Source organism: Micromonospora sp. NPDC049366, from assembly GCF_044466625.1.
GTDB lineage: Bacteria > Actinomycetota > Actinomycetes > Mycobacteriales > Micromonosporaceae > Micromonospora.
In genome coordinates this window covers 11731-31499 of the sequence record NZ_JBITMV010000005.1, presented here as the reverse complement: position 1 = coordinate 31499, position 19769 = coordinate 11731, and the positions used below count along the sequence as shown (strand labels likewise).

Annotated in this window: 13 protein-coding genes; 10 read left to right on the top strand and 3 right to left on the bottom strand. The window is 74.7% G+C overall.

Features of this window, described 5'->3' with window-relative positions; translation table 11 throughout:
* The first annotated feature begins 51 nt into the window (after positions 1-51).
* The 4 genes from ACIBTV_RS09350 to dxs all read left to right on the top strand — a co-directional run bounded on the left by ACIBTV_RS09350 (position 52) and on the right by dxs (position 6648).
* Entirely contained in the window at positions 52-2115 is a 2064-nt protein-coding gene (locus tag ACIBTV_RS09350) for an APC family permease (RefSeq protein ID WP_396703537.1), read from the top strand.
* Complete coding sequence (locus ACIBTV_RS09345) at positions 2099-3373, top strand: class I SAM-dependent RNA methyltransferase (RefSeq protein WP_396703536.1); 1275 nt, start codon at positions 2099-2101, stop codon at positions 3371-3373. Before ACIBTV_RS09350 ends, ACIBTV_RS09345 begins: the two co-directional genes overlap by 17 nt.
* A gap of 47 nt (positions 3374-3420) precedes the next feature.
* The gene (locus ACIBTV_RS09340; protein WP_396703535.1) at positions 3421-4599 is read left to right on the top strand and encodes an anhydro-N-acetylmuramic acid kinase; all 1179 of its coding nucleotides are present in this window, start codon (positions 3421-3423) and stop codon (positions 4597-4599) included.
* A 93-nt stretch (positions 4600-4692) separates the two neighbouring features.
* Positions 4693-6648 carry a 1-deoxy-D-xylulose-5-phosphate synthase gene (gene dxs / locus ACIBTV_RS09335; protein ID WP_396703534.1) on the top strand — a complete coding sequence of 652 codons (1956 nt, stop codon included), beginning with the start codon at positions 4693-4695 and terminating at the stop codon, positions 6646-6648.
* Positions 6649-6731: 83 nt separating this feature from the next.
* On the opposite strand, the gene ACIBTV_RS09330 is transcribed toward dxs, so the two are convergent.
* A complete protein-coding gene (locus tag ACIBTV_RS09330; RefSeq protein WP_396703533.1) occupies positions 6732-7925 on the bottom strand; it encodes a hypothetical protein in 1194 nt (397 codons plus the stop codon).
* 293 nt (positions 7926-8218) lie between these two features.
* Here ACIBTV_RS09330 and ACIBTV_RS09325 point away from each other — a divergent pair, with 293 nt between their 5' ends.
* Positions 8219-10042, top strand: a complete 1824-nt coding sequence (locus ACIBTV_RS09325; RefSeq protein ID WP_396703764.1) for a hypothetical protein — start codon at positions 8219-8221, stop codon at positions 10040-10042.
* Positions 10042-11880 carry a hypothetical protein gene (locus tag ACIBTV_RS09320; protein WP_396703532.1) on the top strand — a complete coding sequence of 613 codons (1839 nt, stop codon included), beginning with the start codon at positions 10042-10044 and terminating at the stop codon, positions 11878-11880. Before ACIBTV_RS09325 ends, ACIBTV_RS09320 begins: the two co-directional genes overlap by 1 nt.
* An 84-nt stretch (positions 11881-11964) precedes the next feature.
* Here the strand turns inward: ACIBTV_RS09320 and ACIBTV_RS09315 are convergent, their stop codons facing one another.
* Entirely contained in the window at positions 11965-13851 is a 1887-nt protein-coding gene (locus ACIBTV_RS09315; RefSeq protein WP_396703763.1) for a hypothetical protein, read from the bottom strand.
* Positions 13852-13963: 112 nt separating this feature from the next.
* Here ACIBTV_RS09315 and ACIBTV_RS09310 point away from each other — a divergent pair, with 112 nt between their 5' ends.
* Positions 13964-15253, top strand: coding sequence for a PQQ-binding-like beta-propeller repeat protein (locus ACIBTV_RS09310; RefSeq protein WP_396703531.1), 1290 nt, complete (start codon positions 13964-13966; stop codon positions 15251-15253).
* The gene (locus ACIBTV_RS09305) at positions 15241-16533 is read left to right on the top strand and encodes a PQQ-binding-like beta-propeller repeat protein (protein WP_396703530.1); all 1293 of its coding nucleotides are present in this window, start codon (positions 15241-15243) and stop codon (positions 16531-16533) included. Before ACIBTV_RS09310 ends, ACIBTV_RS09305 begins: the two co-directional genes overlap by 13 nt.
* On the opposite strand, the gene ACIBTV_RS09300 is transcribed toward ACIBTV_RS09305, so the two are convergent.
* Positions 16534-17733, bottom strand: a complete 1200-nt coding sequence (locus ACIBTV_RS09300; protein ID WP_396703529.1) for a C39 family peptidase — start codon at positions 17731-17733, stop codon at positions 16534-16536.
* Positions 17734-17911: 178 nt separating this feature from the next.
* Between ACIBTV_RS09300 and ACIBTV_RS09295 the strand changes: the two genes are divergently transcribed.
* Entirely contained in the window at positions 17912-18580 is a 669-nt protein-coding gene (locus ACIBTV_RS09295) for a response regulator transcription factor (RefSeq protein ID WP_396703528.1), read from the top strand.
* Positions 18577-19764, top strand: coding sequence for a sensor histidine kinase (locus ACIBTV_RS09290; protein ID WP_396703527.1), 1188 nt, complete (start codon positions 18577-18579; stop codon positions 19762-19764). The genes ACIBTV_RS09295 and ACIBTV_RS09290 overlap by 4 nt, the downstream gene beginning before the upstream one ends.
* Positions 19765-19769 lie beyond the last annotated feature (5 nt).

Genomic DNA, 19769 nt, shown 5'->3' with positions numbered 1-19769 from the left:
GTGATCTCCCACCCCCGCACCTCGCGCGCGGTGGCCGTACTCTTGGCGTTCGTGGCCAGTCCCACCTCGCTGCTGAAGCGGCTGCTCCTCGGTCGACCGTTCCGGTCCGACCGGCTGCAGCACACCCTCCTGCCGAAGCGCATCGCGCTGCCCGTCTTCGCCTCCGACGCGCTGTCCAGCGTCGCGTACGCGCCCGACGAGATCCTGCTGACGCTCTCCATCGCCGGGGCGTCGGCGTACTTCTACTCGCCGTGGATCGCGCTGGCGGTGGTGGTGGTCATGCTGACGGTGGTGGCCAGCTACCGGCAGAACGTCCACGCCTACCCCTCCGGCGGCGGGGACTACGAGGTGGCCACGGTCAACCTCGGCCCGAAGTTCGGTGTCGGGGTGGCCAGCGCGCTGCTGGTCGACTACGTCCTGACGGTGGCCGTGTCCGTTTCCTCCGGGGTGGCGAACCTCGGCTCGGTGGTGCCCTTCGTGGCCACCCACAAGGTCATGATCGCGGTCATCGCGGTGGTGCTGCTGACCGCGGTGAACCTGCGCGGCCTGCGCGAGTCGGGCACCGCCTTCGCCATCCCCACGTACGGCTTCGTGATCGTGATCGGTGGGATGCTGCTCACCGGCCTCGTCCGGGTCTTCGTGCTCGGCGACGACCTCCGCGCCCCCAGCGCCGACCTGGTCATCCAGGCCGAGCACAGCGTGACCGGGTTCGCCCTGGTCTTCCTGCTGCTGCGGACGTTCAGCTCGGGCGCCGCCGCGCTCACCGGCGTCGAGGCGATCTCCAACGGCGTACCGGCGTTCAAGGCGCCGAAGAGCCGCAACGCGGCCACCACCCTGCTGCTGCTCGGCGGGATCGCGGTGAGCCTGCTGGTCGGGATCATCTGGCTGGCCCGGCTGACCCACCTCCAGTTCGTCGAGGACCCGGCCCTGCAGATCGTGTCCAGCCCCGACGGTTACGTGCAGAAGACCGTCACCACCCAGCTCGGCGAGGCGGTGTTCGGCTCCGGCTCGATCCTGCTCTACGTGGTGGCCGGGATGACCGCGCTGATCCTGTTTCTGGCCGCTAACACCGCGTTCAACGGCTTCCCGGTGCTCGGCTCGATCCTCGCCCAGGACCGCTACCTGCCCCGGCAGCTGCACACCCGGGGCGACCGGCTGGCCTTCTCCAACGGCATCGTCTTCCTGGCCGTCTTCGCGATCGTGCTGATCGTCGGCTTCCAGGCCGAGGTGACCCGGCTGATCCAGCTCTACATCGTCGGGGTCTTCGTCTCCTTCACCCTCTCCCAGGCCGGCATGATCCGGCACTGGAACCGGCACCTGAAGCACGAGCGGGACCCGGAGGCGCGCCGTCGGATGCTCCGCTCCCGGGCGATCAACACGTTCGGCATGGGCCTGACCGGCACTGTGCTGGTGATCGTGCTGATCACCAAGTTCCTGCTCGGCGCCTGGATCGCGATCGCCGCGATGGCGGTGATCTACGTCCTGATGCTGGCCATCCGCCGGCACTACGACCGGGTCGCGCGGGAGCTGACCCCGCCGGACGAGGGCCGACCCATGCTGCCCGCCCGCAACCACGCCATCGTGCTGGTCAGCAAGCTGCACCAGCCGACCCTGCGGGCCATCGCGTACGCCCGTGCCACCCGTCCCGACACGCTCACGGCGGTGACGGTGAACGTGGACGAGAAGGACACCCGGGACCTCCAGGAGGAGTGGGAGCGGCGTGAGCTGCCGGTGCCGCTGACCGTGGTCGACTCGCCGTACCGGGAGATCACCCGGCCGATCCTGGACTTCGTGGCGAACACCCGCCGGGAGTCGCCGCGCGACGTGGTCACCGTCTTCATTCCGGAGTACGTCGTCGGCCGCTGGTGGGAGAACCTGCTGCACAACCAGAGTGCGCTGCGGCTCAAGACCCGGCTGCTGTTCGAGCCGGGCGTGATGGTGACCAGTGTGCCGTGGCAGCTCGCCTCGACCGCCAGCAAGGACCTGGACCGGCTGGACGCCACGCTCTCGCGCGGTCCGGCCCGTGGCCCCCGGGTGGCGCCGCGCAGCACGCTGCCGCCGAGCGTCCCGCCGGTGGTCTCGGCACCGCCGGGGGAGGGTGGCGGCCGTGACTGAGCCGACGACGGGCCGGACTCCCGCCACCGAGGGGGGCGCGGGCCTGGCCGAGGCGGAGCGTGTCGAGCTGACCGTCGACGCGGTCGCGCCGGGTGGTCACTGCGTGGCCCGGGTGGACGGGCAGGTGGTCTTCGTCCGGCACGCGCTGCCCGGTGAGCGGGTGGTCGCCGAGGTCACCGAGGTGCACAAGGGTTTCGTCCGCGCCGACGCCGTACGCGTGCTGACCGCCTCACCGGACCGTGTCGAGCCGCCCTGCCCGTACGCGAGGCCGGGCCGCTGCGGCGGCTGCGACCTGCAACACGTGGCGCCGGCCGCGCAGCTCGCCTGGAAGACCGCGGTGGTCCGCGAGCAGTTGACCCGGCTCGGTGGGCTCACCGACGCCGAGCTGGACGGGCTCGGAGTGCGGGTCGAGGCGCTGCCGGGCGGGCCGCTGGGCTGGCGGTCGCGGGTCCGGTACGCGGTGGACGGCGCCGACCGGGCGGGGCTGCTCAAGCACCGCTCGCACGAGGTGGTGCCGATCGACCGGTGCCTGATCGCGCACCCGGCGATCCAGGAGCTGCCGGTTCTGACGCCCAGCGGCACCCGCTGGCCGGACGCCGAGGCGGTGGAGACGGTCGCCTCCACCGGCGGCGACGTGGCCGTCGCGGCGGTGGCCGACGGCGTGAGCACGCCGGTGCGCGGGCCGGAGACGGTGCGCGAGGTGGCCGTCGACCGGGACTGGCACCTGCCCGCGAGCGCCTTCTGGCAGGTCCACCCCGCGGCGGCGGACACCCTGGTCGGGGCGGTGCTGGACCTGGTCGACCCGCGGCCGGGGGAGTCGGCGTGGGACCTCTACGGCGGGGCGGGCCTGTTCGCCGCCGCGCTGGCCGGCCGGGTCGGTGACACCGGCCGGGTGACCCTGGTCGAGGCGGCCCCGCAGGGCGTCGCGGCGGCCCGGGAGAACCTGCGCGACCTGCCCCGGGTCGAGGTCGTCGAGGCCCGGGTGGAGACCGCGCTGACCCGTCGGCGGATCACCGGCCCGGTCGACGTGGTGGTGCTCGACCCACCGCGGACCGGCGCCGGCGCCCGCGTGGTGCGTGAGCTGGCCGCCGTCGGGCCGCGGGCGATCGGGTACGTGGCCTGCGACCCGGCCGCCTTCGCCCGGGACGTCCGCACCTTCACCGGTCTGGGCTGGCGGCTCGCCGCGCTGCGCGGCTTCGACCTGTTCCCGATGACCCAGCACGTCGAGCTGGTCGGCCTGCTGTTGCCCGCCGAGTGATCGCGCTCGGGCGCGACGCGGGCGGCGCAGCGCCGTAGCCTGGCGCGGTGAAGATCGTCGGGTTGATGTCGGGCACGTCGTACGACGGGGTGGACGTGGCGGCCGCCGAGTTCACCGTCGAGCGGGACACGCTCTGGCTGCGTCCGTTGGGTCACCGCGGGCTGGACTACGACGACGAGCTGCGGGAACGCATCGGCGCGCTGCTGCCGCCGGCGGCCACCACGATCGAGGCGGTCTGTCGGCTCGACAACCGGCTGGGCGAGGTGTTCGCCGAGGCGGCGGCGGTCGGTCTGGAGCTGGCCGGCGGCACGGCCGACCTGGTGGTCTCGCCGGGGCAGACGGTCTTCCACTGGGTGGAGGAGGGAGTCGCCCGGGGCACGCTCCAGCTCGGCGCGGTGGCCCGGGTGGCCGCGCGGGTCGGCGCACCCGTGCTCAGCGACCTGCGCTCGGCGGACATCGCCGCCGGCGGCCAGGGCGCGCCCCTGGTGCCGGCCTTCGACGTGCTGCTGCTGGCGGCGGACGACGCCGGGACCGCGCCGGCCGAGCCCCGGGCGGCGCTGAACCTCGGCGGCATCGCCAACCTCACCGTGGTCGCGCCGGGGGCGCCCGTGCTCGGGTACGACATCGGGCCCGCCAACGCGCTGCTGGACGCGGCCGCCCGGCGGTTCCTGGACCGGCCCTGCGACCTCGACGGCGCCCGGGCGGCGGCCGGCCGGGTGCACCCGGGGCTGCTGGCGGCGCTGCTCGCCGAGCCGTACTACGCCGCGCCGCCGCCGAAGTCGACCGGCAAGGAGCTGTTCCACGGGGGCTACCTGGATGAGCGGCTGGCCGCGCTCGGCGAGCCCGTGCCGGTGGACGACCTGCTGGCGACGCTCACCGAGCTGACCGCGCGGGTGGTGGCCGCCGAGTGCGACCGGCACGGGGTGGTCGAGGTGCTGGCCGCCGGCGGCGGACTGCGCAACCGGACGCTGTGCGGCCGGATCGCGGCGCTCGGAGCCGGTCGCTGGCGGCTGCGCGGCACCGACGAGCTTGGTGTGCCGACCCAGGCCAAGGAGGCGTACGCGTTCGCCCTGCTCGGGTGGCTCTCCTGGCACGGCCTGCCCGGCGCGATCCCCTCGGTGACCGGGGCGGCCCGGCCCACCGTGCTCGGCTCCTGGACGCCCTCGGGGCCGCCGGCGGGGGCCACGCCCGCACGGCCGCCGCGCCGATTGCGAATCCGCACCTGAACGCCTGCTCAGGCCCGGACGCGCCCGGTCCGAGAGGCGAAGGGTCCTCGGGTCGGGCTGCGGAGTGTCGGCCGGCCGATAGACTCTGCGGTCATGAGCGTTGAAGAGGACACGGCCAATCAGGGTCGCCTGCTCGCCACGGTGCGCGGTCCGCAGGACGTCAAGCGGATGTCTGCCGAGCAGTTGGACATTCTCGCCGCCGAGATCCGTGACTTCCTGATCGCGAAGGTCTCCCGCACCGGGGGGCACATCGGTCCCAACCTGGGCGTGGTCGAGCTGACACTCGCCATGCACCGGGTCTTCGACTCGCCCCGGGACCGTCTCCTGTTCGACACCGGTCACCAGGCGTACGTGCACAAGATCGTCACCGGTCGGCAGGCCGGCTTCGACCGGCTGCGCCAGCGTGGCGGCCTCTCCGGCTACCCCAACCAGGCCGAGAGCGAGCACGACCTCATCGAGAACTCGCACGCCTCCACCGCCCTGTCGTACGCGGACGGCCTGGCCAAGGCCTACGCGCTGCGCGGCGAGTCGCGCGCCGTGGTCGCCGTGGTGGGTGACGGAGCGCTCACCGGCGGCATGTGCTGGGAGGCGCTGAACAACATCGCGACCGCCGGCAACCCGCTCGTCATCGTGGTCAACGACAACGGCCGGTCCTACTCGCCGACCATCGGCGGCCTCGCCGACCACCTCTCGTCGCTGCGGCTCAACCCGGGCTACGAGAAGGTCCTCGACACTGTCAAGGAGGCGCTCGGCTCCACGCCGCTCGTCGGCCGGCCCATGTACGAGGTGCTGCACGCGGTCAAGAAGGGCATCAAGGACGCGGTCGCCCCGCAGGCGATGTTCGAGGACCTCGGCATCAAGTACGTCGGCCCGGTCGACGGGCACGACATCGCCGCCGTCGAGTCGGCGCTGCGGGCGGCGAAGCAGTTCGGCGGCCCGGTGATCGTGCACGCGGTCACCCGCAAGGGCTACGGCTACCGCCCGGCCGAGGAGGACGAGGCGGACTGCCTGCACGGCCCGGGTGGCGCCTTCGACGTCGAGACCGGCCAGCTGGTCGCCGCGCCGTCGGTGAAGTGGACGCATGTCTTCGCCGACGAGCTGGTCGCGGTCGCCGACGAGCGGCCGGACGTGGTGGGCATCACCGCCGCGATGGCCGAGCCGACGGGCATCGCCAAGCTGGCCCGCAAGTACCCGGAGCGGGTGTACGACGTCGGCATCGCCGAGCAGCACGCCGCCACCTCGGCGGCGGGCCTCGCGCTGGGTGGCCTGCACCCGGTCGTGGCGGTCTACGCGACCTTCCTCAACCGGGCCTTCGACCAGGTGCTGCTCGACGTGGCGATGCACAAGCTCCCGGTGACCTTCGTGCTCGACCGCGCCGGCATCACCGGCCCGGACGGGCCCAGCCATTACGGCATCTGGGACATGTCGGTGTTCGGTGTGGTGCCGGGCCTGCGGATCGCCGCGCCCCGCGACGCCGCCTCGCTGCGCGAGGAGCTGCGCGAGGCCGTCGGGGTCGACGACGGGCCGACGGTGATCCGCTTCCCGACCGGCTCCGTCGCCGCCGACCTGCCGGCCCTGCGCCGGGTCGGCCAGGTCGACGTGCTGGCCGAGGCGGCGCGCACGGACGTCCTGCTGGTCGCCGTGGGCGCGTTCGGACATCTCGGCATGGAGGTCGCCGCCCGGGTCGCCGAGCAGGGCTACGGCGTCACCGTCGTCGACCCGCGCTGGGTCCGCCCGGTCCCGGCCGAGCTGGTCGAGATGGCCGCCGGGCACCGGCTCGTGGTGACCGTGGAGGACGGCGTACGCGTCGGCGGGGTCGGCGACGCCCTCGCACAGGCGATGCGTGACGCCGACGTCCGGGTGCCGCTGCGTGACCTGGGTGTGCCGGCCGACTGGCACCCGCACGGCACACGGGCGCAGATCCTCGCCGACCTGGGTCTCACCGCGCAGGACGTGGCCCGCGACGTCACCGGCTGGATCTCCGGGCTGGACGGCGGGTCGGTCGAGCCGGTCCGGCTCACCGCCGACGACACGGCCGCGAAGAACTGAACCACGACGAGGCGGGCGGCCCCGGGCAACCGGGACCGCCCGCCGCGTCGTTCGATGAGGAGAGGTGACCGGCGCGCCGCCGGTCAGCGGCCGCCGACCGACCGGTAGTGCGTCTTGTCCGTCACGGCCACGCTGAACGTCCTGGGCCGCTCCGGCTCCGGCACGACCGCCAGCCCCGGCCGCTCCACCAGCACCGGCGTGTCCGGCGGCACCGACAGGGAGCTGTCCCGGCTGGCCCGCCAACTGAGCACGACCAGCGGCTGGCCGGGCACCGGCAGCCGGTAGGCCTGCAGCGGGTTGGCCCGGTCGGCCGGGGAGAACACCGGCGTGCCGCCGCCCGCCGGCCGGTAGACCGCGGCGGTCATCGTCCCGCTCGGGCTCTCCCAGTTGAGCTGCTCCAACTCGGCCGGCTCGCCGCCGCCGAGGGCCACCTCACCGAGCGACCGGGCGGACACCTTGGCCAGCGGCCACGAGTCCGGCACCGACTCCGGTGCGTCCCGATCGCCGACCCGCCGCGCGATGCTGCCGAACGGCCCGCGCTCACCGGACAACACGCAGGTGTCCAACCCGGACAGCGCCCGCCGGCCAGAGCCGGTCTCGTCGCGGACCAGTGGATAGCGCGGATCGGTGGTGTCCGTGCCGAGGTCGAGCAGCCGGTCCGCCGCCCGGCCCCGGGGCAGCGACTCGGTGACCCGCAGGGTCGCCGTCACCGGCACCGCCCGGCAGGGCGGCACGTCGACCGGCGCGGTGAGGCCGTCGCGGACGGTCAGCGCGCGGCCGTCCGGCCCCAGTAGACGCTCCACCCGCGCGGAGGTCAGGTAGCGCCGCCCGGCCGCGGTCTGGACCGGCAGCACGTCGGAGTAGACGAGGTAGCCCGGCGAGGTGTAGTCGCTGGCCCGCGTGACCCGGTAGCGGCCACCCTCGCCGGTCAGTTGCAACAACCACGAGGCGCTCTCGCCGGGCACGTCCGCGGCGACCAGGGCGAGCGGTGCGCCGTCGACCTCGCCGGAGAAGAGGATGCCGGAGGAGGGCAGGTGGACGCGGTCGTCCACGGGAGACCGCCAGGCGCGTACGGCGTCGCTCACCGCCGCGGTGACCGCGGCGTCCGCGGCCAGGCCGCCCCGGGGCGGCCACACCGCGAGCGATCCGTCCAGGCTGTCGTAGCCGGCCCGCAGGTCGGAAGCCGTCCGGTCGGCGACGGGGCCGCACCCGGTCACGGCGAGCAGCGTGGTGAGCAGCGCGGTGGCCGTCCTGCCGCCGGTGCGGAGTCGAACCACCTGTACGCCCCCGATCGCTCGGCCTTGGTCGGAAGCGTCATGGTACGAGATGTCCGACCAGAGTGGTCTGGCGGCTCTGCCCTCAACCGCCCGGACACGACTGCGGACTCTTGTCACCTTTCGGGTAGACTCCGCCGACTGTGACGCCTGCCGAGCCCCGCGCCGAGTCCGTTCCGGAGATCGACGCCGCCGGGGGCGTCCGGTCCGATCCGCTGCCCGTCGGTGCCGTGGCGACCCTCCCGCCGGTCCTGGACCCGCCGGTGGAGCCGGCCGTCGAGGAGCCCCGGCCGGAGGTGAACGCCGCCCCGCCGGTCGTCCTCGACGACGCGCCCCCGGCCGCCGAGGTCGCCGCCGCGCCCGCGCCGGTACGCCGCTTCCGGTGGACCCGTCGCCGCCGGGACCTGGCGGTGTACGCGCTCTTCCTGCTCACCGCGCTCTGGGTGACCAGCCGGATCTGGCTGGACCCGGCCGGCCGGGTGGCCGCGTTGTACAGCAGCGACCCGGCGCAGGTGCAGTTCTTCCTGGCGCACTCGGTGCGGGTGGTGCTGCACGGGGAGTTCCCGTTCTACACCGACCAGTTCAACTACCCGGACGGCGTCAACCTGATGGCGAACACCGCCATCCTCGCGCTCGGTATTCCGATGGTGCCGGTGACGCTGCTCTTCGGGCCGGCGGTCACCTTCGTCGTGCTGGTGACGCTCGGCCTCGCCGGCACCGCCGCCGCGTGGTACCACGTGCTCTCCCGGCACCTGGTCCGGTCGCCGCTCGCCGCGGTGGTCGGCGGCTGGTTCTGCGGGTTCGCGCCGGCCATGCTCTCGCACGCCAGTTGGCACCCGAACATCATCAGCCAGTTCCTGCTGCCGTTCATCGTGTGGCGGGTGCTCGTGCTCACCCGCTCCCGGCGCCCGGTGCGGGACGGGCTGCTGCTGGCGGTGTTGGTGACCGTCCAGGCGTTCATCAACGAGGAGATCCTGCTGTTCACCGCGCTGGCCTGCGGGGTGTTCCTGCTCGCCGTGGTGGTGCAGCAGCCGTCCCGGCTGGCGGCGGCGTGGCGGCCGTTGGCCGTCGGGCTGTCGTCCTGCGCGGTGCTGGCCGGGGCGCTGCTGGCGTACCCGCTCTACGTCCAGTTCGCCGGGCCGATGGCCTACCACGGGCTCAGCGACGCGGTGCCCGACTACGGCAACGACATCGCCGCCTTCTTCGCCCAGGGCTCCCCGACGCTCGGCGGCAACCAGCGGGCCAACGTCAACCTCGCGCCGAACTACTCCGAGGAGAACGCCTTCTTCGGGTGGAGCCTGGCGCTGCTCGCCATCGGGGTCGTCGTGTGGCTGCGGCGGGAGCTGGTGGTCCGGGCGCTCGGGGCGACCGGCGTCCTGTTCGCCGTGCTCTCGCTGGGCGAGCGGATCAGCTGGTGGGACCGGGAGCTCTTCCCCGGCCCGTGGGAGCTGCTGGTGAAGGTGCCGCTGCTCGACGCGGTGGTGCCCACCCGGTTCGGCATGATCACCAGCGTCGTGGTCGCCCTGCTGCTGGCCCTCGCCGTCGACCGGGCCTGGGCGCTGCGCAGCGGTGATCGGCGTACGGTCCGGACGCTCACCGTCGCCGGTCTCGTGTTCGCGCTGCTGCCGATCGCGCCGATGCCCCTGCCGGTGGTCTCCCGGCCGCCGGTGCCGGACTTCATCACCGCCGACCGGTGGCGGGCGTACGTGGGGCCGGACCAGACGCTGGTGCCGATCCCGGTGCCGAGCATGGGCAACACCAACGGCATGCGCTGGGCGGCGGCCACCAACCTCGATTTCAAGATCCCAGGTGGTTACTTCCTCGCCCCGCGCAACGCCACCACCGGTGACCCGGGCCGGTTCGGCGGCCGGCCGAGCGGGGTGGGCCAGCTGCTGGAGGAGGTGGCGACGACCGGGCGTACCCCGCAGCTGGACGACCGCCAGCGCCGGCGGTCGCTGGACGAACTGCGGCACTGGCGCGCGGCGATCCTCGTGCTGCCGCTGCGCCAGCCCAACGCCGAGCCGTTGCGGCGTACCGTCGAGCAGTTGGTCGGCCCCGGCCGACAGGAGCTGGACGTCTGGGTCTGGGACGTGCGGGCGTTGACCGACCGCACAGCCTGATGGCCACCCGGACCGCGGTCGCGCCCGAGGCCGCCGCCGCGCCGCCGCGCCGCTCCCGTCCGGTGTGGACGACCGACGCCCTGGTGGTCGCCGGTTACCTGGGCCTGGCCGTGCTGCTGACCAGCGGGCAGTGGCTGCGCCCCGACCGGCTGTTCCACCAGGCGGGCGACCAGGTCCTCTTCGAATGGATGCTGGCCCGGGCGGCCCGGGCCGTGTTCGCGCTGGAGAACCCGCTCTACAGCACCGCCCTCAACGCCCCCGACGGGGTGAACCTGATGGCGAACACCTCGGTGCTCGGACTGGGTGTGCCGCTGGCCCCCGTCACCCTGCTGTTCGGGCCGCAGGTCACCTTCCTCGTGGTGGTCGTGTGCTGCCTGGCCGGCACGGCCACCGCCTGGTACGCGCTGCTGCGCCGCCGGCTCGTCAGCTCACGGGCCGCCGCCGCGGTCGGCGGGCTGTTCTGCGGCTTCGCCCCGGGCATGGTGGCGCAGGCCGGCGCGCATCCGCACATCGCCGCGCAGTTCCTGGTGCCGGTGATCCTCGCGTTGCTGCTGCGGCCCGACCGGGGCCGGCTACGCCGGGACGGGGTGCTGCTCGGCCTGGTGGTCACCTGGCAGGTCTTCCTCGGCGAGGAGGTGCTGGTCTTCCTGGCCCTCGCCGTCGGGGTGTTCGTGGTCGGGTACGCGCTGGCCGACCGCGCCGCCGCCCGCCGTGCGGCGCCGGCCGTGGCGGCCCGGGTCGGGATCGGCGCGGCGGTGGCGGGCGCGCTGCTGGCGTACCCGCTGTGGTTCCAGTTCCTCGGGCCGCAGCACTACCGGGGGATGGCGTTCGCCGCGTACGCCTTCCAGCTCGACGCGGCGTCGTTCACCGCCGCCGCCCGGCAGACCGTCGTCGGCGACGACCACGTGCCGGGGCTGCTCGCGCCGAACCCCACCGAGGAGAACTCGTTCTTCGGGCCCGGCCTGCTGGTGCTCGCCGTGGTGATCGTCGTCTGGCTTCGGCGGTCGGCGCTGGTCCGTGCCCTGGCCGGCTGCGGTGTGGTCTTCGCGCTGCTCTCGCTCGGCGTGCGGATCCGGGTCAACGGGGACGCGACCGGGCTGCCCGGCCCGTTCCGGCTGGTCGCCGACCTGCCGCTGCTCGACCTGGCGGTGCCGGCGCGCTTCGCGCTGGTCTGCGTCCCGGTGCTCGGGGTCCTGCTCGCGCTCTGGATGGACCGGGTGCGCGGGCCCGCTCGGGCGCACCGGCCCGCCCGCCGCGCGGCCGCGCTTGCGGCCGGCGCGGAGCGTCCGGCGCCCGCGCGGGAGCACGCCCCGGTTCGGCTGCTCTGCGCCGGCGCGGTGGCTGTTGTGCTGCTGCCCCTCACGCCGACCCCGATCCGCACGGTGCCGGCCGCGCCGGTCCCGTCGTTCCTGAGCGACGGCGGCTGGCGGGCGTACGTGCCGGCCGGCCGGACCGTGGTCCCGGTCCCGCCGGTCACCGGCGCGGCGGTCAGCCCGGCGATGCTGTGGTCGGCCCGGACCGGCCTGGTCTTCCGCTCGCCCGGCGGCTTCTTCATCGGGCCGAGCGCGCCGGACGACCCGAGCGCCCGCTGGGGTTCCCCGGACCGGCCGACGTCGGCGCTGCTGCGCCGGGTGGCCGAGACCGGCGTCGCGCCGGTCGTCACCGACGCGGACCGTCGGCAGGCCGTGGCGGACCTGCGGCACTGGCAGGCGGCGGTGGTGGTGCAGAGCGGGCTGCGCCACGCCGACCCGGTCCGGGACACGCTCGACCGCCTGCTCGGCCCGGGCCGGCAGATCGGCGACGCCTGGGTGTGGGACGTCCGGGCCCTCGTCGGCTGACCGCCGCGAGGCCGCCCCGGGCGGCCCGGCCCCGGCGCGGGCCGGGGCCGTCACCGCCGGCCCCGGCCCGCGCGGCGGTGCGGATCAGTCCACCAGCGGGCGGACGTCCCAGACCCAGACGTCGTCGACCCGCTGCGGCGCGCCGAGCAGGTCGGTCATCAACTCCCGCAGCACGGTCTCCCGGGGATGCGCGCCGAGCACCACCACGGAGGCGCGCCACCAGCGCAGGTCCTCCACCGCCTGGCGACGGTTCTCGTCGGTGAGCGCCGGCACGGTGCCGGTGTCCATCGTGGAGTAGATGAGCGTGCTGGTGGGGCGGTTCGGCGCCCCGAAGACACCCTCGCCCTTCTCGTTCGGGCCGATGAAGTAGCCGCCCGGCACCGGGAACTCCTGGCCGGTCAGCGCGCTCCAGCGCAGCGTCGGCAGCCCGTGCACGTTGCTGGGGATGGGCACCGGCACGAGCGTGCGCCCGTCCGGGACGTACGGCCGCCAGCCGCCGGCGGTGATGAAGTGCGGCGGCGGGTCCACCGGCTGGGCCGGCAGCGGCCGGGGCAGCAGCGGCAGCACGGCGGCCGCGATGGCCGCGTAGCCGACGAAGCGGACCCAGCGTCGCCGGGCGGGCCCGGCGGTCGTCGGGGTGGCCGGGGCGGTCTCGTCCGCCTCGGCCGTGCGCTGCGCCGGCACCCGGACCGCCGCGGCCGGGCGGCCGAGGCGGGCCAGCCGGTCCCAGGCCAGCGCGAGCAGGACGCCCACCGCGCCGGCGACCACCAGCGTCAATCGGGTCGGCATCATCATCTCGACCATCGGCAGATCGTCCCGTACGTAGTGCCACGGCCCGTTGACCTCGGTCTCCACGCCGTTGAGCCGGATGCGCGGCCCGAGCGAGCCCACGGTGAAGACGACCACCAGCACCGCGAGGATCCGGGCCGCGAGCGACCGGCGGACCAGCAGCACCAGGGCCACCAGGGCGACCAGCACCAGCGGCCAGCCGAACCAGGTGTTCTGCTCGGTCAACCCGATGGTCTGCTCCACCGCGGGGTCACCCGCCCAGCTGTCGCGGGGGAAGGTCACGAACGCCGCCAGGTCCTCGCCCCAGTTGTGGAACACCCCGCCCTGCAGCCCGCGGTAGGACTGCGGGCCGTTGAACTGGAACCAGATGGGGTAGGCGGTGAGCAGCAGCGCCACCCCGCCGCCCACACCGAGCGCGGCGGCGAACGTTCCGGCCCGCGCCCACGCGTCCCGCGGCCGCTGCACCGCGTAGGCGAGCACCACGACCAGGCAGGCCAGCGCGGTGAGCAGCAGCATCTCCTCGTTGATGAAGATCTGGTACGCCACCAGCAGGCCCAGCACCAGCCCGTTGCGTCGCCACCGGCCCGGCTCGGACAGCCGCAGCACCCGCGCCACGATCAGCGGCAGCAGGAAGTTGGAGACGAAGTTGGGCTGCCCGTTCGCGTGGTGCACGACGCCCGGTGCGAAACCGAGGAACCCGCCGCCGACGAACGCCGCCGCCCGCGAGTGGACCAGGTACCGGGAGAGCACCCAGTAGCTGGTCGCGGCGGTCGCCGCCAGCGCGCCACCGAGGTAGAGCGCGTACATCACCTGCGGGCCGAGCAGCATCGTCAGCGGTGCCAGCGGCAGCGTCATCCCCAGCAGCGAGGTGTTCGCCATCATGTTCACCCCGTCCGGGGCGTTCTGGCGGGTGGTGAAGAGGGGGTTCTCCAGGTGCTGGACGGAGTAGGCGCCGTGCGCGAAGAGCCACTCGAACCAGCTGTGGTCCGTGGGCAGGTGCGAGGAGACGGTGCCCTGCACGTCCTCCCAGTAGTTGAGGCAGACGAGAACGCCGAGCACCACATAGGCTCCGAGAGCCAACAGGTCGGCGCGAGCCGGCCGGCGTCGGGGCCGTCGCGACGGCTCGGCCTCGACCGGATCGGCGTCGGCAACGGGATTCAGCGAGGGATCTACGACCGGCACAGCCACGACGCGCCATCGTACAGGCGGGGATGCGTCGCTTTTGCCGGGCCGTGGCGGTCGCAGCCGGTTTGCCGGTTCGCACCCGTCGCGACGAGGTGACGGGAGGACGGTCATGACGCTCATCGACCTGGGCGAACTTCGTGCCGACCCGGTCCCGGCCCCGACCCCGCGCCGACGCCCGATCCTGCGCCGTCCACTGCGGATGCTCCTGGTGGGTGCGGTCGCGCTGGTGACCCTGGCCGCCGCGGCACCGGCAGCGGGCCGGGTGCGGGCCGTCGTGCCCGGCGCCCCGGACGCCGAGGCGTTCCTCGCCGGCGACCTGCTCCTCATCGCCCGCCCCGCCGAGGGCGTGACCGACGGGAGCCGTGACCTGGTCGCCTACCCGCTGCCCGAGCGGGCCGCCACCACCGCCCAGCGGCCCGCGCCCCGGTGGCGGGTCCGGGTGCCTGTCGTCGGTGAGCTGTGGCGGGTGGCGGCGGCCGACGACGCGCTGGTCCTCTCCGCCAACATCGCCCCGGACGGCGAGCCGGAGACGGTCGTCCTGGACGCGGCGACCGGGCGGCTCCGCTGGCGGCAGCCCGGCTTCAGCCAGCTCGACGCGAGCGGACGGCTGCTGCTGGAACGGCCGGTCGGTCAGCGGACGGTCAGTGCGGTCGACCTCGCCTCGGGGCGGACGATCTGGTCCACACCCGGCCCGCTCCCGCCCGGCGCCCAGTACCGGATGCGGGACGGGATCATCGACCGGGTCCTGCTGCTCGGATACGACGGGACGGCCGAGCTGCGGGACGCCGCGACCGGCGCCGTGGTGCGCCGCGCCACCGTGACGCGCGGCGTGGCCACCCCGGAGCAGTCCCGCCACCAGGTCGTCGGTGACCTGCTGATCGTCATGGACGGCGCGGTGCTGCGGGCGTTCGACCTGGAGCGGCTGGAGCCGCGCTGGTCGGTCGACGCGCCGCAGGTGTCGTACGTGCTGCCGTGCGGCGGGGTGCTCTGCGCCGACACCGCGCCCGGCGCGATCCAGGCCCTCGACCCGGCGACCGGCGTCACCCGGTGGACCGCTCCGGCGTGGAGCGGGGTGCTGGCCAGCGGGGCGGGCCGGGTGCTGGTGACCACCTCCGAGCCGGCGGGCGAGGTGTACGCGGCCCTGGACGCCGACACCGGCGCGGTGGTGGCCGAGTGGGGCACGTGGCAGCCGATGGCCTCGGCCGGGGCGGAGCGGCCGCCGGTCAGCTATCGGCGGGCCGACGACGGGCGGCTCGTCGTCGTCGAGTGGGATGCCGCGGTCGGACCGCGGCTGATCGGCGTGATCGACGACGCGTCGGGAGTCTGCCAGAGCGGGGAGGACGCGATGGTGTGTCGCCGCAGGGACGGCTCGTTCGGAGTGTGGCGGTGGCGACGGTGACCAGCGGCCCGATGATCGATCTCGGGGAGCTGCGGCACGAGCCGGAGCCCGATCGGCTGCCCCGGCCGCCGCGCGCCGTCGGTCGGCCGCTGCGCTGCGCCCTGGCGCTCGTCCTGCTGCTGGCGTGCCTCACCGGCAGCGTACCGACCCTGGAGCGCGCCGAGGTCGTCCTGCCGGCCCGGCTGGGAGCGGATGCCCTCCTCGTCGGCGACCTGGTCATGATCATCGACCCGTTCGACGGGTCCGGCGACCGTCGGCTGGCCGCCTACCGGCTGCCCGGTGGAGAGCCGGCGTGGGAGTCGAGCCTGCCGGCGCAGGGCCGCTACTGGGGGATGTCGTCGGTGGGCGGGATGCTGGTGGTGACCGGCCACCAGGGCGGCTCCGGTGTCGAGCGCAGCCTCACGGTGGTGCTGGACCTGGAGACCGGGGCCTACCGGTGGCAGCAGCCGGGCAGACCGCTGGAGCTCGCGGACGGCAACCTGCTGCTGGAGTCGATCGACCCCGACCTGAGCGGCACGCTGCGGGCGGTCGACCCCTGCTGCGGCGCGCCGCGCTGGACGATCCCGGTCGCCGGCCACCAGGTCGTCTACCGCTACACGGGCACCGGGGTGGACCGGATCGCGCTGATCAGCGCCGAGGGCCGGGTCGAGGTCTTCGACGCGGTCACCGGCGCGCTGCGGGTCGGCGCGGACCTCTGGCAGGGGGAGCGCAACGTCAACGTGCAGCTCATCGGGGACCTGCTGGTCGCCGTCGGCGACACACCGGGCACGGTGACCGGCTACGACCTGGATCGGCTGCAGCGGCGCTGGCAGACCCGGGTCGGTGACGCGCTCTACGCCGGGGAGTGCGACCCGGTCATCTGTGTCGGGGGCCGGGACGTCGGGCTGTGGGTGCTCGACCCGGCCACCGGGCGGCAGCTGTGGACCGACGACCGGTGGGCCGGGGTCTGGTCGACCGGTGGCCGGCTGCTGGTCGGCGCGGCGAGCACCGCCGGCCCGGGCGCCGAGCAGCTCGCCGTGCTCGACCCCAGCACCGGCGCCGTCCTCGGCGAGCTGGGGCTCTGGGAGATGGCGTTCCCGGCGCGGCGCGACCAGCCGCTGGTCGGCACCCGCCGGCACCCGGACGGCGGCCTGCTCGTCGCCGAACTGGACGCCGGCGCCGGCACCGCCCGTCTGCTGGACGTGCTCTCCGACGCCGGCGGGGAGTGCCAGGGCAACGGGGACCGGCTGCTCTGCCGGCGCACGGACGGCGCGTACGGGGTGTGGTGGCCCCGCCGCTGATCACCAGTTGGGCTGCGCGGGCGCCGACGGCAGCGGCACCCCGGGCGGTCGGATGACGTACGCCATCCCACCGCTGCCCCGCTGCCACACCGCCTCGAACCGGGCCCGGTCCACCGTCCGCCGCACCGCCTCGTCGTCCGGGGCGTACGGGTCGTTGAGCACCGGGTCGCCGTCGGCGGAGAAGCCGACCAGCACGATCAGGTGCCCCTTCGTGTCGTAGTCCAGCCCCGGCACCTCGCCCCGGGTGAACGCCGCGGACACCACCAGCGGGATGCCGGCGGCGATGAACGCCTCCGCCTCGGCCAGCGACCGCAGCCGGGTGACGAAGGCGTCGACGCCGTGCAGCCCCGCGTACGCGGTGTTGAACGACCAGTTGCCGGCCCCCGCGTAGGCGTGGTCGAAACAGTGCCGGGCGGCGTGCACGACCACCGGCCGCGGGCCGGGCGGGTCGACCCAGGCGTACCGCTCGGGCGACGGCGCGGCGCCCCAGAACTCCAGCACCATCGACGTGCAGGTCGGGCTGCACCAGGAGTCGCCGCCCCCGCCCCAGCGCGGGTACGCGCCGTGGCGCCGCTGGGAGTAGCGCGGCACCTCCAGCACCACGCCCCAGGCGGTGCCCGTCCCGGACGGTGGCCGCTGCGCCGGCGACGTCGGGTGCGGCTCGGCGTCGTCACGGCCGGAGGCGACCGCGCCGACGGTGCGCAGCGTCGGGGTGAGCGGGCTGCCGGCCGGTCGCAGCAGGGTGACCCGCACCTGCCAGCCGGTCACCGTGGCGTCGTCGACCACGAGCGTGTCGGTCGAGACCCGGGCACCGCCGTCGCGCTGCCCCGGCACCGAGGTCCGGCGCAGCGACCGGTCGTCGGCGGACCAGCGGCCCAGCACGTACCAGCCCGTGGTGGGGGTGTCGTCGTGCCAGCCGCGCAGCTCGACCTCGATCCAGCAGCCGTCCGGGGTGTCCGCCGTCCAGGACGGCACCACCTCGGCCACGCGGAACCCGCACGGCGTCGGCGGCGCGGTCCAATGGCCCCACTCGTAGCGCCGGTCGTCGCCGTCCGGGCCGGGACGCACCCGGTCGCCGGCCGGCCCCGCCAGCACCAGCCCGTACGCCCCGGCCCGTAGCCCGACCGTGACGCCGCCGGTCTCGTCGCCCGGGAACCGGAAACCCCGGTAGGCGATGTTCCGCAGGGTCGCTGTGGTCATGGCACGTCCTCCGTCGGGTGGCGCTGGGCTGCGGCAAGCCTCGCGTACGCCGGGGGTTCGGGCAATCGGCGGCCGACCCGGGCGGCGAGGGACGCTGGTTTGGTGGCCGGCACTAGGTTGTCGGTGGTCAGCGTCGTCGGGGGTCGGCGTTGTCGGTGGTCAGCAGGAGGAGGCCGGCATGCGGGTACTGGTGGTGGAGGACGAGCGCAACCTCGCCGACGCGATCGCGCGGGGGCTGCGCAAGCGGGGCCTGGCGGTCGACGTGGCCTACGACGGCGACACCGGGCACGAGATGGCCTTCGTCACCCGCTACGACGTGGTGGTGCTGGACCGGGACCTGCCGGGCGTGCACGGCGACCAGATCTGCGCCGAGCTGGCCGCCTCGGGCACGCTGACCCGGGTGCTGATGCTGACCGCCAGCGGCACGGTCGCCGACCGGGTCGAGGGCCTCCAGCTCGGCGCCGACGACTACCTGCCCAAGCCGTTCGCCTTCGACGAGCTGGTCGCCCGCGTGCAGGCGCTGGGCCGGCGGGCCACCCCGGCCGCCCCGCCGGTGCTCGCCGTGGCCGACCTGGTCCTGGACCCGGCCCGGCGGGTCGTCACCCGGGCCGGGGCGCCCGTCGACCTGACGAACAAGGAGTTCGGTGTGCTCCGCGAGCTGCTGAAGGCGCGCGGCGCGGTGGTCTCCAGCGAGGAGCTGCTGGAGCGGGTGTGGGACGCGAACACCGACCCGTTCACCACGATCGTCCGGGTCACCGTGATGACGCTGCGCAAGAAGCTCGGCGACCCGCCGCTGATCGAGACGGTGGTCGGCGCCGGCTACCGCACCGCCGAGGTCGCGGCGTGACCCGGCCACGGTTGCGGCCCACGTTGCGGCTGCGGCTCACGCTGCTCAACGGCGTGCTGCTGGTCGGCGCCGGGGCGATTCTCGTGCTGCTCGCCTGGCTGCTGGTGCGCGACGCGCTGCGCCCCACCGACGAGCTGCTGCCCGGCACCACCGTGGTGCTCGCCGACGGCCGTACCCTCGACGCCGCCGAATGGCAGCGGCAGCTGGTCGACGCGGCCTCCGGCGAGCTGCTGGCCAAGGGGCTCGTGGCGTTGCTGGCGATCAGCGTGGTCGGGGTGGCCGGCGCGTACGCGGTCGCGGGGCGGGCGCTGCGCCCGCTGCACCAGGTGACCGCCACCGCCCAGCGGCTCGGTGAGGCCACCCTCGACCAGCGGATCGGCTACTCCGGAGCCGACGACGAGGTGGCCGAGCTGGCGAAGACGTTCGACGCGATGCTGGACCGGATCACCGACGCGTTCGAGGCGCAGAAGCGCTTCGTGGCCAACGCCTCGCACGAGCTGCGGACCCCCCTCGCGGTCATGCGCACCGAGATCGACGTGACCCTCAGCGACGACGAGGCGGACGCCGCCGAGTACCGCCGGATGGCCACGGTGGTCCGGGACGCCTCGGAACGGGCGAACGGTCTGGTGGACGCGCTGCTGGTGCTGGCCCGCAGCGAGGCGCAGGTCGGGCGCCGGCTCGGCCGCCGCACGGAGTGCGACCTGGCCACCGGCACGGCCAATGCCCTGTCGGCGGTGCGGCGCGAGGTGGAGCGGATCGGCCTGCGGGTGCAGACCTCGTTGGAGTCCGCACCGGTGGTCGGCGACCCGGGCCTGCTGGACCGGCTGGCGGGCAACCTCATCGAGAACGCGGTCCGCTACAACCACCTGCACGGGCGGCTCTGGGTCCGGACCGGTTCGGATGGCGAGCGCTCCTGGCTCGTGGTGGGGAACACCGGCTTCGAGGTGGACCCGGCGGACGTGCCGGGCCTGTTCGAGCCGTTCCGACGTGGCGGGCGGGAGCGTACCGGCGCGCGCGGCTCCGGCCTGGGCCTGTCCATCGTCCGCGCGGTCTGTGACGCGCACGGCGGCACCGTGCAGGCGGTCGCGCAGCCCGGCGGTGGCCTGGAGGTGACCGTCACCCTCCCGTCGGCGGATGTCGTCCCGGCGGCGTCCGCCCCGTCGCGGCCGTCGAAAACCGTTTGAACGTC

Bases quoted from the DNA above. Each gene is read 5' to 3' on its own strand.
- dxs (WP_396703534.1), top strand. From the start codon at position 4,693: ATGAGCGTTGAAGAGGACACGGCCAATCAGGGTCGCCTGCTCGCCACG.
- ACIBTV_RS09320 (WP_396703532.1), top strand. From the start codon at position 10,042: ATGGCCACCCGGACCGCGGTCGCGCCCGAGGCCGCCGCCGCGCCGCCG.
- ACIBTV_RS09310 (WP_396703531.1), top strand. From the start codon at position 13,964: ATGACGCTCATCGACCTGGGCGAACTTCGTGCCGACCCGGTCCCGGCC.
- ACIBTV_RS09300 (WP_396703529.1), bottom strand. From the start codon at position 17,733: ATGACCACAGCGACCCTGCGGAACATCGCCTACCGGGGTTTCCGGTTC.
- ACIBTV_RS09295 (WP_396703528.1), top strand. From the start codon at position 17,912: ATGCGGGTACTGGTGGTGGAGGACGAGCGCAACCTCGCCGACGCGATC.